Origin of the sequence: Desulfurella amilsii, assembly GCF_002119425.1 — a bacterium.
GTDB lineage: Bacteria > Campylobacterota_A > Desulfurellia > Desulfurellales > Desulfurellaceae > Desulfurella > Desulfurella amilsii.
In genome coordinates this window covers 742,058-757,540 of the sequence record NZ_MDSU01000018.1, presented here as the reverse complement: position 1 = coordinate 757,540, position 15,483 = coordinate 742,058, and the positions used below count along the sequence as shown (strand labels likewise).

The 15,483-nt window shown below is 34.5% G+C and carries 14 protein-coding genes and 1 tRNA gene; all 15 read left to right on the top strand.

Annotated features, from left to right (window positions below; translation table 11 throughout):
• The 15 genes from DESAMIL20_RS07355 to DESAMIL20_RS07285 all read left to right on the top strand — a co-directional run bounded on the left by DESAMIL20_RS07355 (position 1) and on the right by DESAMIL20_RS07285 (position 15,476).
• Positions 1-756, top strand: coding sequence for an ABC transporter ATP-binding protein (locus tag DESAMIL20_RS07355; protein ID WP_086034192.1), 756 nt, complete (start codon positions 1-3; stop codon positions 754-756).
• Positions 756-1,466, top strand: a complete 711-nt coding sequence (locus tag DESAMIL20_RS07350; RefSeq protein WP_086034191.1) for an ABC transporter ATP-binding protein — start codon at positions 756-758, stop codon at positions 1,464-1,466. Before DESAMIL20_RS07355 ends, DESAMIL20_RS07350 begins: the two co-directional genes overlap by 1 nt.
• Before the next feature lie 8 nt (positions 1,467-1,474).
• Positions 1,475-1,786 carry a winged helix-turn-helix domain-containing protein gene (locus DESAMIL20_RS07345; protein WP_086034190.1) on the top strand — a complete coding sequence of 104 codons (312 nt, stop codon included), beginning with the start codon at positions 1,475-1,477 and terminating at the stop codon, positions 1,784-1,786.
• A 72-nt stretch (positions 1,787-1,858) separates the two neighbouring features.
• A complete protein-coding gene (locus DESAMIL20_RS07340) occupies positions 1,859-3,220 on the top strand; it encodes a TrpB-like pyridoxal phosphate-dependent enzyme (protein ID WP_086034189.1) in 1,362 nt (453 codons plus the stop codon).
• A gap of 36 nt (positions 3,221-3,256) precedes the next feature.
• Positions 3,257-3,331, top strand: a tRNA-Val gene (locus tag DESAMIL20_RS07335).
• A gap of 13 nt (positions 3,332-3,344) precedes the next feature.
• Entirely contained in the window at positions 3,345-5,207 is a 1,863-nt protein-coding gene (gene thrS / locus DESAMIL20_RS07330) for a threonine--tRNA ligase (RefSeq protein WP_086034188.1), read from the top strand.
• Positions 5,208-5,221: 14 nt separating this feature from the next.
• On the top strand, positions 5,222-5,722 hold the full coding sequence (infC, locus tag DESAMIL20_RS07325; RefSeq protein ID WP_239393423.1) for a translation initiation factor IF-3: 501 nt from the start codon (positions 5,222-5,224) through the stop codon (positions 5,720-5,722).
• Between the two features lie 15 nt (positions 5,723-5,737).
• Positions 5,738-5,935 (top strand): 50S ribosomal protein L35, encoded by a 198-nt coding sequence (gene rpmI, locus DESAMIL20_RS07320; protein ID WP_086034186.1) that lies wholly within the window; start codon positions 5,738-5,740, stop codon positions 5,933-5,935.
• Positions 5,932-6,276, top strand: a complete 345-nt coding sequence (gene rplT / locus DESAMIL20_RS07315; RefSeq protein ID WP_086034185.1) for a 50S ribosomal protein L20 — start codon at positions 5,932-5,934, stop codon at positions 6,274-6,276. The genes rpmI and rplT overlap by 4 nt, the downstream gene beginning before the upstream one ends.
• Positions 6,277-6,299: 23 nt before the next feature.
• Entirely contained in the window at positions 6,300-7,322 is a 1,023-nt protein-coding gene (pheS, locus tag DESAMIL20_RS07310; RefSeq protein WP_086034184.1) for a phenylalanine--tRNA ligase subunit alpha, read from the top strand.
• The gene (gene pheT, locus DESAMIL20_RS07305; RefSeq protein ID WP_086034183.1) at positions 7,319-9,616 is read left to right on the top strand and encodes a phenylalanine--tRNA ligase subunit beta; all 2,298 of its coding nucleotides are present in this window, start codon (positions 7,319-7,321) and stop codon (positions 9,614-9,616) included. The genes pheS and pheT overlap by 4 nt, the downstream gene beginning before the upstream one ends.
• Positions 9,606-12,374: an isoleucine--tRNA ligase gene (ileS, locus tag DESAMIL20_RS07300; protein ID WP_086034182.1), complete on the top strand. Its 2,769-nt coding sequence runs from the start codon at positions 9,606-9,608 to the stop codon at positions 12,372-12,374. Before pheT ends, ileS begins: the two co-directional genes overlap by 11 nt.
• Positions 12,352-12,984, top strand: a complete 633-nt coding sequence (locus DESAMIL20_RS07295) for a TIGR00296 family protein (protein WP_086034181.1) — start codon at positions 12,352-12,354, stop codon at positions 12,982-12,984. The genes ileS and DESAMIL20_RS07295 overlap by 23 nt, the downstream gene beginning before the upstream one ends.
• Positions 12,968-13,507, top strand: a complete 540-nt coding sequence (locus DESAMIL20_RS07290) for a hypothetical protein (protein WP_086034180.1) — start codon at positions 12,968-12,970, stop codon at positions 13,505-13,507. The genes DESAMIL20_RS07295 and DESAMIL20_RS07290 overlap by 17 nt, the downstream gene beginning before the upstream one ends.
• A gap of 166 nt (positions 13,508-13,673) precedes the next feature.
• On the top strand, positions 13,674-15,476 hold the full coding sequence (locus DESAMIL20_RS07285; RefSeq protein WP_086034179.1) for a carbon starvation CstA family protein: 1,803 nt from the start codon (positions 13,674-13,676) through the stop codon (positions 15,474-15,476).
• Positions 15,477-15,483 lie beyond the last annotated feature (7 nt).

Sequence of the window (15,483 nt, the reverse complement as noted above, 5' to 3'; positions counted from 1 at the left end):
ATGTTACTTCAATTGAATAATGTTCTTAAAACATTTGGGGGTATTGTTGCGATAAATAATCTGAGTTTTGAAATAAAAGAAAATCAAATATTGGGTTTAATTGGGCCAAATGGTGCAGGCAAAACCACTGTATTTAACTGCATAACAGGCATATACAAACCAGACAAAGGGAGTGTACATTTTAATGGTAAAGATATTACTGGTTTAAAACCGCATATTATAACAAAATTAGGCATTGCAAGGACATTTCAAAACATAAGGTTGTTTCCTTCTATGAGTGTTGCAGAAAATATTATGGCAGGTCGCCATTCAAAATGTCGTCAAACCTGGTTTGATAGCTTAATTAGGACGCCAAAGTATTTTAGGGATGAAAAAGAAAACTGGCTAAAAGTAAAGTACTTTATTGATTTATTGAACCTTAGCGAATATACTAGTGCAATCGTGGGGAGTTTGCCCTATGGTATACAAAGAAAAATAGAAATAGCTAGAGCGCTTGCAAGTGAGCCTAAGTTGCTTATATTAGATGAGCCAGCAGCAGGTTTAAACAACAAAGAAACGCAAGAGCTTGTTGATTTAATATACCAAATTAAAGATATAGGTATAACGATTTTATTGATAGAACATGATATGGATATGATGATGAGTCTTGCAGAATACATAATAGTTATGAACTTTGGTGAAAAAATCGCAGAAGGCATTCCTAAGGACATACAATCAAACCCACAAGTTATAGAAGCGTATTTGGGAAGTGAATAATGGATACGATTTTACAAATAAAAGATTTAAATGTGTCATATGGTTCTGTAGCAGCCCTAAAAGGCTTGTCTTTTGATGTTAAAGCAGGAGAAATAGTTGTACTTATCGGTGCAAACGGTGCAGGCAAAACCACCACGCTTAGGACTATTAGTGGTTTAGTAAAGCCCAAAAAAGGTGAAGTTATATTTGAAGGTAAGCGAATTGATCATATGGAAGCTCACAAAATAGTGTATCTTGGTATATCGCACGCTCCAGAAGGCAGAAGGATATTTGGCACTTTAACAGTGCATGAAAACCTTATACTTGGTGCATATACTAGAAAAGAAGTTGACAAAAGTACGCTTGAGTGGATTTATAATCTTTTTCCTAGATTAAAGGAAAGATCAAAGCAGCTTGCGGGTACGCTTTCGGGCGGCGAGCAGCAGATGCTAGCTGTAGGTAGAGCGCTAATGAGTAAGCCGAGACTATTGCTTTTAGATGAGCCTAGTTTAGGTTTATCGCCTACTTTGACAAAAATTATTTTTGATACAGTAAAACAAATTAGAAACAACGGGGTTACTATCCTTATGGTTGAGCAAAATGCCAAAGCGGCATTAAAATTTGCAAATAGAGGTTATGTGTTGGAAGTTGGGAAAATTGTTTTAAGTGGCACGGCAGATGAGCTATCATCTTCTCCAAAAATTGTAGAAGCCTATCTGGGTAAAAAGTAGGTGTATCTATGACAATCTATATTGATATACCAAAATCCACAATTATACAAATATTAAAAGATCTAAAAGAAAAGGAATTAGGCGGTGCGCTCAATACACTGTGGTGGTTTTTTAACGAAGCTTCAAAAATACCTACAGATAACTTATTAATTAAAGGCGATCCAGAAGTAATAGCAGAAGATTTAAGTTTATCAAAAGTAATCGTATATAAGCACATAAAAAAACTAAAAGAATTGAATTATATTAAGCAAGTAGATCCAAAAAGGCATTTGTATAATTTGAATAGCTCTATGTTTATTAGAAGATATTTTTTTGGTTAATTGCTATTTAGCTATTGAAATTTTTTAACAATAATGTTATAAATTCATTATAAGTTTGCGAGGAGTGAGTAGATGGAAGTTAAAAAAGTTTTACTTAATGAATCAGACATGCCAAAGTATTGGTACAATGTGTTGCCTGATTTGCCAAACCCGATAGATCCGCCATTGCATCCTGCTACAGGCAAGCCGCTAAAGCCACAGGATCTAGAGCGACTATTTGCAAAAGAGCTTATTGAGCAAGAGTTAAGCAATAAAAGTGAGATAGAGATACCTCAAGAAATTAGAGAAGTTTATGCAATATATAGACCTACGCCTTTGGTTAGGGCTTATAATTTAGAAAAAGCACTGAAAACGCCAGCAAGGATTTACTATAAAAATGAATCAGTATCGCCAGCTGGCTCTCATAAACCAAATACAGCAATAGCTCAGGCCTATTATAACAAAAAAGAAGGTACCTTATCTTTAACTACAGAAACGGGTGCTGGCCAATGGGGAAGTGCACTGGCATTTGCAGGTAGCATATTTGGCTTAAATGTGAAAGTTTATATGGTAAAAGTAAGCTACGAGCAAAAACCATATAGAAAATCAATGATAAATGTGTGGGGTGCCCAGATATTTCCATCTCCGTCAAACACTACAAATGTAGGTAGAGAAATTTTACGAAAAGATCCAAACAATAATGGCTCTTTGGGTATAGCTATAAGTGAAGCCATAGAAGCAGCACTGGAAAGTCCAAATACACACTACACGCTCGGAAGTGTTTTAAACCATGTATTGCTTCATCAGACAATAATTGGTTTGGAGGCAAAAAAGCAATTTGAGCTAATTAACCAATACCCTGATGTTATATTGGCACCCTGTGGCGGCGGTAGTAACTTAGGTGGTATCGCTTTGCCTTTTGTGCGAGACAAGATTAATGGTAGGCAGTTAAGGGTAGTTGCAGTTGAGCCTGCAAGTTGCCCAACACTCACAAAAGGCGCCTACGCCTACGATTATGCAGATTCTGCCAAAATGACGCCGTTGCTATTTATGTATACGCTAGGGCATAATTTCATGCCACCTAGTATTCATGCTGGAGGATTGCGCTATCATGGTGACTCACCTATTATTAGCAGACTTTACAAGGATGGCATAATCGAAGCTACAACGCTTAAACAAAACGAAGTGTTTGAAGCAGCAGTACTGTTTGCAAAAACAGAAGGTATTATTCCAGCACCAGAAACAGCTCACGCAATTAAAGCGGCAATTAATGAGGCCATTATTGCAAAACAAGAGCAAAAACAAAAGAATATTTTGATTTGCTTTAGCGGTCATGGCCATTTTGATATGGCAGCCTATGATAATTACCTATCTGGCAATCTTAAAGATATTGAATTTTCAGATAATTTGATTAAAGAAGCTTTGAAGGATTTGCCAAACATAAAAGTAAATTGACATTTTTTAAATAAAATGCTATGAATACTTTCAATTGGGCGCATAGCTCAGGGGAAGAGTACTTGCCTGACGCGCAAGTGGCCGGTGGTTCGAAACCACCTGCGCCCACCATATAGAGGTAAAGATGCAAGTAGAAAGTGGTGTAAATTTATTTGATTTTACACGAGAGCATAAACTCAAAAATGTAGTAGCTGCCAAAGTTAATGGTAAAGTTTTGGACTTAAACTATACTTTAGACAAAGAAAGCGATGTAGAATTTATAGATATAAACTCACAAGAAGGCTTAGAAATACTGCGACACTCGGCTGCTCATATTATGGCTGAAGCTATTCAAACATTATTTAAAGAGGCAAAATTTGCTATCGGTCCTGCAATAGAAAATGGTTTTTATTACGATGTGGATGTGGGCAGACCTCTAACGCAGGATGATTTACAATCTGTTGAAACTCAAATGAAAAAAATTGTTGGGGCAAATTATCCATTTAAGCGCAAAGATACTTCCAAACAAGAAGCGTTGAAATTTTTTAAAGAAAAAAATGATGAGTATAAGGTTGAAATAATAGAAAGCATACCAGATGAACAGGTAAGTCTTTATCAACAGGGAGATTTTGTTGATTTTTGCAGGGGTCCTCATATTCCTTCTACTGGTTATTTAAAACACTTTAAACTTTTGAGTGTTGCAAGTGCTTATTTTAGAGGAGATGAAACACGCCCCAGCATGCAGCGCATATACGGCACAGCATTTGCTACAAAAGAAGATTTAGAAAATTACTTGAATTTTCTAGAAGAAGTAAAAAAAAGAGATCATAGAAAACTAGGCAAAGAGCTCGACTTATTTAGCATAAACGATGAAGTAGGCGCAGGTTTTGTTATATGGCACCCAAAAGGGGCTATACTTAGAGAAATTATTGAAACATTTGAAAAAAAAGAACATATTAATCGCGGATATGAGTTTGTTAAAGGTCCGGAATTATTAAAAACCCAACTATGGAAAATTAGTGGTCACTATGATAATTATAGAGAGAATATGTACTTTACTGAAGTCGAGAATGTTTCGTTTGGTATAAAGCCAATGAACTGCCTTGGGCATATTCAAGTATATAAATCTCGTTTAAGGTCTTACAAAGAACTACCAAAGAGGTTTTTTGAGTTAGGTGTAGTGCACAGGCACGAAAAAAGCGGCGTACTGCACGGTTTGCTTAGGGTTAGAGAGTTTACACAGGATGATGCACATATTTTTTGCACAAAAGAACAGCTCAATGATGAAATTATTGGCGTATTGGACTTTGTGAAATATGCTATGGATATATTTAATTTTGATTATGAAATGGAAATATCAACAAGACCAGAAAAATCAATTGGCACAGACGAAGATTGGCAAAATGCAACCAATGCGCTGATTAATGCTTTAGAAAATACAAAAAGGCCTTATCAGATAAATGAAGGCGACGGTGCTTTTTATGGACCAAAAATTGATGTTAAGCTAAAAGATGCAATAGGTAGAAAGTGGCAGTGTGCTACAATCCAGTGCGATTTTACACTACCTGAGAGATTTAATTTAGAATATATAGACAAAGATGGCTTACCCAAAAGGCCTGTTATGGTCCACAGAGTGATACTTGGTTCAATTGAGCGCTTTGTTGCTGTTTTAATAGAAAATTATGCAGGTGATTTTCCTTTATGGCTTGCTCCAATTCAAGCAAGGGTAGTGCCTATTTCGGAAAAGTTTGAAGACTATGCAACAAAAGTGTATAAACAATTAAAAGATGCTGATATTAGGGTAGATATAGAAAAAAGAAACGAGACAATTGCCAAAAAGGTTCGTTTTGCAGAATTAGAAAAGATACCATACATTTTAGTAGTGGGTCAAAAGGAGTACGAATCGCAAGGCGTTTCTATCAGAAAAAGAAAAATAGGTGACTTGGGTTTTAGATCTGTAAATGAGTTTATAGAAATAGTTAAAAGTGAAGCAGGGGGTGTTTTATAGTTTCCAAAAACGATGTGGCGCCAATTAATGAGCACATTAAAGCTGAAAAGGTTAGATTGATTGATCAGGAAGGCAAACAATTAGGTATAGTAAGCATAAAGGAAGCTTTAGAAAAGGCTCGTGAAGCAGAGCTAGATTTAGTGGCAATAGCTCCAGCAGCCGACCCAGTTGTCTGCAAAATAATGGACTATGGAAAATTTAAATACGATAAGCAGAAAAAAGAGGAAAAAAGCAAGAAAAAGCAAAAAATAATGAAAGTTAAAGAGCTTAAAATGAGGCTCAATATAGCAGAAAATGACTACAAAGTAAAACTCAATAATGCTATAGAGTTTTTGAAAGATGGCGATAAAGTAAAATTTAGTATATTTTTTAAAGGTAGAGAGATAGAGAAAAAAAATCTATTTTTTGTTTTGTCTAATAGGTTAAAAATTGATTTACAAGATTACGCAGTTTTAGAAGGTAAGGAATTATTTGAAGGAAGAAGGCTAAGTGTATCTTTTATACCAAAAAAATAAGTGGAGGATATTGTAATGAAGCTTAAAACTAAAAAATCAGCAGCCAAAAGAGTTAAAATCACAGCACGTGGTTTATTAAAAGCAAGAAAAGCTAATAAAAGCCATTTACTTGCTCACAAATCTACAAAAAGAAAAAGATGTTTAGGAAAATCCCGCATTATAGAAGGTGGTATGGCAAGAAATCTTAAAATCATGCTTGGAGGTTTAAATTGAGAGTAAAAACTGGAATTGTGAGAAGAAGAAGACACAAAAAGATATTAAAATTAGCAAAAGGTTTTTATCAAAGGAGACGCTCTACATTCAAAAATGCAGAAGAGTCTGTTAGAAGAGCTCTAGCAAATGCTTACGTTGGAAGAAAAGAACGCAAAAGACAATTTAGAAGACTATGGATTGCCAGAATTAATGCAGCCGTAAGAGAAAATGGCTTAACATACAGTCAATTTATGAACCTTCTAAAGCAAAAAAATATATTGTTAAACAGAAAAATGTTAAGCGAACTTGCAATTAATAACCCTGAAAGCTTTAAGATGCTTTTAGACAAAATTAGAGCATAAAGTAGCAAGTCTGGGGGCATCCGTTGTATGATATATTAGATCAATTGGATGAAAAACTAAAAAAGGTTACATCACAAGAAGATATCAAACAAGTAAAAAGTTTCTTTTTAGGCAAAAATGGTCTTATAACAAATTTATTTAAGCAATTGAGTAGCTTATCGCAAGAAGATAGGATACAAAAGGGCAAAACTTTAAATGAATTAAAGCAATTTGTAACGGAAAAAATTGAAAATAAATTGCAAGAAATTAAAAATGCCAAAAAACAGCAGGAGTTGAGCCAAGAAATTGATTTATTTTTGGATGGAAATACTCCAAATCTTGGCAGTATCCACCCTATAAATCTCGTAATAAAAGAGATTTCAGATATATTTTTTTCTATGGGTTTTGGTATAGAAGATGGACCAGAGGTTGAGTTGGATTTATACAACTTTGAGTTATTAAATATACCCAAAAACCACCCAGCACGAGACATGCAGGATACTTTTTATATTGACGAAAATAGACTCTTACGCACTCAAACAAGCGGTGTGCAGGTTAGAACTATGTTAAAGAAAAAACCTCCTCTAATGTTTATTGCTCCAGGCAGAGTTTACAGACGGGACTCAGATTTAACGCACTCTCCTATGTTTCACCAAATAGAAGGTTTAGCTGTAGATAAAAAGATTAGATTTTCTGACTTAAAAGGTATTTTGGAAGTATTTTTGAATCAATTTTTTGGCCAAACAAAAGTAAGATTTAGACCAAGTTATTTTCCTTTTACAGAGCCATCTGCTGAAGTTGATATAGGTTGTGTTATATGTGGTGGGAAAGGTTGCAGAGTGTGTTCAAATACGGGCTATTTGGAAGTATTGGGTTGCGGGATGGTTCATAGGAATGTTTTAAAAAATGTTGGTTACGAAGGTTTTAGAGGTTTTGCTTTTGGGCTTGGTGTAGAGAGATTTGCAATGCTAAAGTATGGCATTGATAATATAAGATTGATGTTTGAAAATGACGTGAGGTTTTTAGAACAATTTAGCAATTCATTTTATTCAAAAGGTTTAGTATGAAAGTATCTTATAATTGGCTAAAAGAGTTTGTTGATATAGATGTTAACCCATATGAGTTAGCAGATAAACTTACATTGTCGGGCTTAGAGGTAGAATCTGTTTTTGATGCTAAAAAGGCTTGTTGTGATAGTGTTGTTGGCAAGGTTTTGTCTAGAGAGCCTATCCAAATTAACCTCTATACTTTAGCTGTTGATATAGGAGAAAAGCAGTTAAATATAGTAACGAGTGACTCTCATCTCAACATTGGCGACAAAATTGGTGTAGCAGCAACTGGGACGGACTTTAGGGGCAAAGTAAAAGAAAGAAAATTTAACAGCGTTGTCTCAGAGGGCTTTTTGTTATCTGCAAGCGAACTTGGCTTAGAAGAATCATCAAGCAATGTATTTGTTCTTGATAGTGAATTTGATGTTGGCACTAAGCTAAAAGATTTAGGTGTATTTAAGGATTTTATTTTTGATATCAGCATTACACCAAACAGAGTGGATTGTTTGAGTATTTTAGGTATAGCAAGAGAAGTTTCAATTTACTACAATAAGCCCTTAAAAATTAAAGAATGCAAGATAATCAAAGAAGACAATAAATTCAGCGTAACTTTAGATAAAGATTGTCAAAGTTACATTGCAAGTAATATAAAAGTGAGTATAGCGCCATCTTGTTTTGATATAAGACAAAAATTGATAAAATCCGGTGTAAGACCCATAAACAATGTTGTTGATATAACAAATTACTGTATGTTGGCTTTGGGTCAGCCTATGCATGCATTTGATAAAGACAAAATTGGAACTAAAATTATTGTAAGAAATGCTTTTAAAAAAGAGCGCATTGTTGCTCTAAACGATATTGAGTATGAACTAGAAGATGATCTTGTTATATCAGATGAAAATCGCTCTATTGCAATAGCGGGTATTATGGGAGGCAAATACAGCCAAATAGACGAAAATACCAGGCATATTGTTCTGGAGAGTGCTTATTTTATCCCGGAACGAATAAGGAAAACTTCAAGAAAGTTAAAATTGAGCTCTGAGAGTTCATACAGGTTTGAGCGTGGTGTTGATCCAAACTTAAACGAGTATGCAACTTATTATGCTATAGATTTATTACAACAGTATGCAACTGCAAATGTAGTTGGTATAACAAAAAAAATTAACAAACAAAAACCAAAAGAAATAATGTTTAATGTCGATGAGATAAATGATTTTTTGGGTTCAAGTTATAACAAGGGCAGGTTTTATCAATTGGGTTTTGATATAAAGGGAATAGAACCTAATTTAATTGCATTAATACCCACATACCGCATGGATATTGAAAATATGGAGGATATAGCAGAAGAAGTTGCAAGGATTGACGGGTATGATAAATTACCATCTACAAACCCTTGCGTTAGTTTGCGTTGTAATCCGATCAAAAATAAAAAGGATTTAGTTAGAGAATCGTTAAAATCAAGCGGCTTATATGAGACGATAAATTATTCTTTTGTAAATAGTACACTTTTATCAAAGCTAGGCAGATCCGATAATATTTTGTATCTAAAAAACCCTTTAACTCAAGAACAAGACTGCATGAGAAACACATTGTTTTTGGGCTTGATGGAGAATTTGATTTTTAATCTAAACCACAATATAAAATCAATTGCTTTATTTGAGATTGGTAAAATTTTTGATTTAAATAGTGAAAACAATTCACTTGGCATAATGTTGCATGGTATTAAACCACTAAACTGGTACACGCAAAAAAATATGTTTGATTTTTACGACATAAAAGGTTTATTCGAGGGTATTTTTGGCTTGTTTGAATGTAATATAGAGTTTAGAGTGCAAGAATTGCAGTTTATGCACCCCAAAAAATCTTTAGCTATTTATAATAATAATCACTATATTGGTTTTTTTGGAGAGGTGCATCCTGATGTTTACGATGTTTTTGATATTAAATTTTTAAAGTCTAGTATTTTGTATGGTGAAATTTTAATTGATGGTTTTGAGAAGTTTAGAAGTTTTTATTTTAAGCCGTTACCAAAATTCCCGGTAGTGGTTAGAGACTTGAATATAGTGGTTGATAAAAATGAAGTGACAAGCGATATTAAAAAAACTATAAGTGATTTCGATTTTGTATATAAAGTCAATCTCATTGATATATACGATATGGGTAATAAAAAGAGTTTAAATTTTAGGATAGAGTTATATTCTCCAGATAAAACACTAACCGAGCAAGATATAGAAAAGCTCATCAAGGAAGTATTTTTGAGTTTAAACTCTAAATTTATAGCCACCATTAGGGGGGAAGAAAATGGATTATAAAGATACGTTAAACTTGCCTGAAAATTCTTTTTCAATGAAAGCGAATTTACCAGTCAAAGAATTAGAAATCTTAAAATTTTGGAAAGACAAAGATATATATAACAAAATTTTAGAATCTAGGAGCAACAGTACAATGTTTGTATTGCATGATGGACCACCATATGCAAACGGACATATACATATGGGCACTGCATTAAATAAGATTTTAAAAGACATGGTAATAAAAAGCAAAACAATGATGGGTTATTTGTCGCCATATGTGCCTGGCTGGGATTGTCACGGGTTACCTATTGAGCATAATGTCGAAAAAGAATATGGTCCAATGGATAAAGCCAAAACCAGAAAAGCCTGCAGAGAGTATGCAACGCGGTTTATAGATATTCAAAGAGACGAGTTTAAACGTTTAGGTGTTTTGGGACAGTGGGATAAACCTTATTTAACAATGAATTATGGTTATGAAGCTACTATTTATAGGGAGCTATTGGAGTTTTTAGAAAATGGCTATATATATGAGAGCAAAAAGCCTGTGCATTGGTGTATGTCTTGCAAAACTTCGCTAGCTTTGGCAGAAATTGAATACGAAGAGGATAAATCCAGTGCGATATATGTGAAGTTTGACTTCATAAACGATCTTGGTTCAAAAGATAAAAGGTTTTTAGGCAAGGCTGTAAGTGCAGTTATTTGGACTACTACCCCCTGGACATTGCCGGCTAATTTGGCAGTTGCTGTAGGGCCAGACATTGATTATGTATTTGTTCAAGTCAAAGAAAGAGAAGTTTTGCTTGTTGCCAAAGAGTTGTACGATAAATTGATGGAAAAATTTGAGATAAAAGGTTCAGAAATTATCAAAGAAATAAAGGGTAAAGAATTAGAAGGATATGAACTTGCTCATCCATTTTACGATAGAGTTTCAAAAATGATTTTGTCTGATTATGTGAACCTGGAAATGGGTACGGGTTTAGTTCATACTGCGCCAGGTCATGGTGAAGAAGATTATGAAGTGGGGATTAAATATAATTTGAGTGTGTACTCACCTGTAGACGAAGATGGTAAATTTACAGAAGATGTACAATATTTCGCTGGCGAACATGTATTTAAGGCTAACCCAAAAATTATAGAATTGCTAAAACAAAAAGGAATGTTGTTAAAAGAAGAAGAGATTGTTCACTCATACCCACACTGCTGGAGGTGCAAAAAACCTGTAATATTTAAAGCAACAAAGCAGTGGTTTATATCGATGGAAAAAAACAGTTTAAGGGTTAAGGCCTTAGATGAGATAAAAAAAGTGCAGTGGATACCTAAATGGGGTCAAAATAGAATTTATGCTATGGTAGAAAACAGACCTGATTGGTGCATTTCAAGGCAACGTGCATGGGGTGTACCTATTGCTTTATTTAGGTGCAAAAAGTGTGGTAGAATAGTAAAAGATAGGGAAGTATTAGATTTTACGGCAAAAAGCATAGAACAGTTTGGTGCTGACGTATGGTTTGAAAAAGATAACTCATATTTTTTACCAAAAAATTACAAGTGTGAATGTGGCAGCGAAGAGTTTGAGAAAGTTGAGGATATACTTGACGTTTGGTTTGACTCTGGTGTTTCACATAAAGCTGTGCTTTACGATAAAATAAAATGGCCTGCTGATATGTACCTAGAAGGCTCAGATCAGCATAGAGGGTGGTTTCATTCATCACTTTTAGAAGCTGTTGGCACATTGGGTAAAGCCCCTTACAAGAGTGTTTTGACGCATGGTTTTGTTGTGGATGCAAGAGGACGAAAAATGAGTAAATCGTTGGGCAATGTAATTGCACCCCAAAGTGTAATTGAAAAGTATGGGGCTGACATTTTAAGACTTTGGACTTGCGCTACCGATTATCGTGAAGATATAAAGCTTTCAAATGAAATTATGACACGCTTAATTGAAGGTTACAGGAAAATTCGCAATACAATTAGATTTTTGTTGGGTAATCTGAATGATTTTGAAAAAAATCTTAGTTTAAAATATGAAGATCTTGAAGAAACGGACAAATGGATACTTGCGGCATTGGAAGTCTTAAAAGAAAAACTTTTTAAGGCTTACGAAAACTATGAATTTCATTTAATTTACCAAAATATTACAAATTTTTGCATAAATACGCTTAGTTCATTTTATTTAGATATGCTAAAAGATACGCTGTATTGTGATAGTATTAGTTCTAAAAAACGTCTATCTGCCCAAACTGCTATGAAAGAAATAGCAGATGTGCTTATTAGGTTTTTGGCGCCGATTTTGTCTTTTACGACAGAGGAAGCCTATCAATTAAATAAGCCAGAAAAAGAAAGTGTCCATATGGAATACTTTGTGCCTATTATCGATAAATACAAAAATGAAAATTTAATAAAAAAATGGAACTTGATCAGTAAAATAAGATTTGCTGTACTTAAAGCTTTAGAATTAGCCCGTGAGCAAAAATATATAGGAAACTCTCTAGAAGCAGGTATTTACTTAAGCTCAAACAATAGTGAGATAAATAGTATCATATATGATGATCGCATAAAATTAGCCGATATTTTTATTGTATCGCATGTTTTTGATAAAAAAGTTGACAATTATTATGTGGATTATACTGATGAATCTTTAGACTTAAACGTAAAAGTAGCAAAAGCTATTGGCGAGAAATGCGATAGATGTTGGAAGTTTGATGAGAGTGTTTCAAAAAACGAAAATCACTTATGCAGGCGTTGCCAAGAGGTGGTAGATGAACAGCGTGCCAAAGTTTAGCTTAGAGGAAGGAAAATTCTTAGTCAAACTTGCAAGACAATCAGTTGAATATTTTTTAAAAAATAAAAAATACCTACCTATCCCACATACCTACCCAGAAAATCTTAACAAAACTGTGGGTATATTTATAACATTATCAACTTTCCCTGGCGAAAATCTAAGGGGTTGCATAGGCTATCCTTATGCATTTGGGCCGTTAATAGAATTGTGTGTTTCTGCCAGCACAAAAGCCGCCTGTGAAGATCCAAGGTTTGAATGTGTTAGTACGAAAGAATTAGATAATATAGTATTTGAAGTTACAATACTCTCTCCAATGATTTTGCTTGATCAAAATAAACCATTTGAGGAGCAAATCGAGATTGGCAGAGATGGTTTGCTTGTTACGTGCGATACTTATGGTAAAAGCGGTTTATTATTACCTCAAGTTGCTGTTGAGTGGGGTTTTGATAAAAAAAAATTTTTAAAGGAGGTGTGTAGGAAGGCGTCGCTAAATGATAATTGCATAAATGATAGAAATTGCAAGTTTTATAGGTTTGAGAGCCAAATTTTTAAAGAAGTTTCACCAAACTCTGATATTAAGGAGGAAGTTTTAAATGAAAGAAATATTTGATGTATATAAAGACAAGCTTAATGATTTTATTGTTTCTTTAAAAGCAAAAGCAAAACAGCAAGCTACAACAAAGCAGCTGTTAGAAGAAATTAGAAACGAAATTAATCAATGGGGAAAAAATAATTTGAACTTAATGTTTTTGGAGCTAAAATCTACACTTGATTCAAAATCAATTGATGAAGAAAAAAAGGAATTAATATTAGAAAGAGCACAAAGTTTAACTGAATACGGTCTTTATGTTGCTCCAATTGATTTAATCCAGCAAGAAGATACAAATGCAAAATCGCTCTATATCGCGGGTGCTACTTTAGTTGGAGTTTCTTTATTACAGAAGTTATTATTTAAAAAGTTTAAGTTTTTTAATTCAGCTGTATTGGCAACTGTTGCACTCCTTGCATCAAAAAGCTATTTTAATAGCAATGAAGACAATACTGATGTTGTTTCATCTTACATAGACGACGCCAAAGAATGGCTTGAAGCAGCGTTTGAAAATATCTACAAAACATTTAAAGAATTAGATTAATTTTGAGTTCTTAAGCAGTCCAAGTTTAACTTTGGGACTGCTTTTTTTATTTTCAACTCGATATATTTCTTTTCATCCCCTAAAATCTTATTTTCGTTGTATTTATATTGCAAAAATTTAATAAACTATTTAAGTTAATATTAATAACACTAAGGGGGGTTTATTTATGAGTGCTATTGCATTGGTAGTAGTAGCTGTAGCATTGTACGCACTAGCGTACCGGTTTTATGGTGCATTTATTGCTTCAAAGATTTTGATAACTGATCCGCACAGAAAGACACCTGCTTATAAACTCGAAAATGGTTATGATTATGTTCCAACAAACAGATGGGTGCTGTTTGGCCATCAATTTGCAGCAATAGCCGGAGCTGGGCCACTTGTTGGACCAGTGTTGGCAGCTCAGTTTGGGTATTTACCTGGTGCTTTGTGGATTCTCATAGGTGCAGTTGTTGCTGGCGCAGTACATGATATGGTTATACTGTTTGCATCAGTTAGGCATAATGGTTTGTCTTTAATCGAGATTGCAAAAAAAGAAATTGGCACATTTAGCGGTATTTTGACTGCAATTGCTGTTATATTTATAATAATAACTGCTTTGGCAGGGCTCGCTTTAGTTGTTGTAAACGCTTTGTTTAAAAGCCCATGGGGTACATTTACTGTCGGTGCTACAATCCCTATTGCAATTTTGATGGGTGCTTACATGAAATGGTTTAGGCCAGGTAAAGTTTTAGAGGCTACAATTATAGGCGTAGTATTGCTTATTGCAAGCGTCGTAGTAGGCCCATACATTCAACATAGCAGTCTAGCAAGCGCACTTACATTTAGTAAAAAGCAAATGACCGTAATTATTGTAAGCTATGGGTTTATTGCTGCTGTGTTGCCCGTTTGGATACTGCTTGTGCCAAGGGATTATTTGAGCACCTATATGAAGCTTGGCGTGATGCTTATTTTGGCCATTGGTGTAATTATTGTTAACCCAACCCTAAAAATGCCTGCAGTCACACAGTTTATACACGGTGGCGGTCCTATTGTGCCTGGCAAAGTATGGCCTTTTGTGTTTATTACCATTGCATGTGGTGCTTTATCCGGTTTTCATGCGCTGATATCATCTGGTACAACACCAAAGATGATAGAAAACGAAAGAGATATTTTACCTATTGGGTATGGTGCTATGCTTGCTGAAGGTTTTGTAGCTATAATGGCTCTAATTGCGGCAACAAGTCTTATACCTGCTGATTATTTTGCTATTAATGTATCTCCCGTTGTTTTTGCAAAACTTGGTATGCATCCTGTAGATTTAGCAAATTTATCGGCAATGGTAGGCGAAAACGTAGCTGGAAGGCCAGGAGGTGCAGTGTCGCTTGCTGTGGGTATGGCTTTTATATTCTCAAAGATACCAGTATTAGAAAGCCTTATGTCTTATATGTATCATTTTATAATTCTTTTTGAAGCAATGTTTATATTAACCACAGTGGATGCTGGGACACGCGTTGGAAGGTATTTACTACAAGAAGCGTTTGGCGGCATATATGCACCTTTTAAAGATAAAAATTGGTGGCCAGGCATTATAACAACGAGCGCTCTTATATCTTTTGTATGGGGATATCTAGTTTATGGTGGAGATATTTCTACTATATGGCCACTATTTGGAACATCAAACCAATTACTTGCTTCATTGGCACTAGCTATTGGAACTACCGTTATGATAAAATTAGGTAAGGCTCAATACGCATGGATAACATTTATACCTTTTGCTTTCGTGTCTGTAACTACGTTGTATGCTTCATATTTGAATATTGTTGGCAATTTTCTACCAAAGGGCAAAATTTTGCTTGTTATTCTAACAATTATGATTATGCTAACTGCTATTGGCGTTATTCTTGATTCATTCTTAAAATGGTATAACTGGCTTGTAAAAAGACAGACGTATCGGCCATTTGCAGCCGACGTAGAAGTAGAAAAAATTTAATTTTTAG

Bases quoted from the DNA above. Each gene is read 5' to 3' on its own strand.
- DESAMIL20_RS07290 (WP_086034180.1), top strand. From the start codon at position 12,968: ATGAAAGAAATATTTGATGTATATAAAGACAAGCTTAATGATTTTATT.
- DESAMIL20_RS07295 (WP_086034181.1), top strand. From the start codon at position 12,352: ATGAACAGCGTGCCAAAGTTTAGCTTAGAGGAAGGAAAATTCTTAGTC.
- DESAMIL20_RS07345 (WP_086034190.1), top strand. From the start codon at position 1,475: ATGACAATCTATATTGATATACCAAAATCCACAATTATACAAATATTA.
- thrS (WP_086034188.1), top strand. From the start codon at position 3,345: ATGCAAGTAGAAAGTGGTGTAAATTTATTTGATTTTACACGAGAGCAT.
- DESAMIL20_RS07355 (WP_086034192.1), top strand. From the start codon at position 1: ATGTTACTTCAATTGAATAATGTTCTTAAAACATTTGGGGGTATTGTT.
- pheT (WP_086034183.1), top strand. From the start codon at position 7,319: ATGAAAGTATCTTATAATTGGCTAAAAGAGTTTGTTGATATAGATGTT.
- rpmI (WP_086034186.1), top strand. From the start codon at position 5,738: ATGAAGCTTAAAACTAAAAAATCAGCAGCCAAAAGAGTTAAAATCACA.
- DESAMIL20_RS07285 (WP_086034179.1), top strand. From the start codon at position 13,674: ATGAGTGCTATTGCATTGGTAGTAGTAGCTGTAGCATTGTACGCACTA.
- DESAMIL20_RS07340 (WP_086034189.1), top strand. From the start codon at position 1,859: ATGGAAGTTAAAAAAGTTTTACTTAATGAATCAGACATGCCAAAGTAT.
- ileS (WP_086034182.1), top strand. From the start codon at position 9,606: ATGGATTATAAAGATACGTTAAACTTGCCTGAAAATTCTTTTTCAATG.
- DESAMIL20_RS07350 (WP_086034191.1), top strand. From the start codon at position 756: ATGGATACGATTTTACAAATAAAAGATTTAAATGTGTCATATGGTTCT.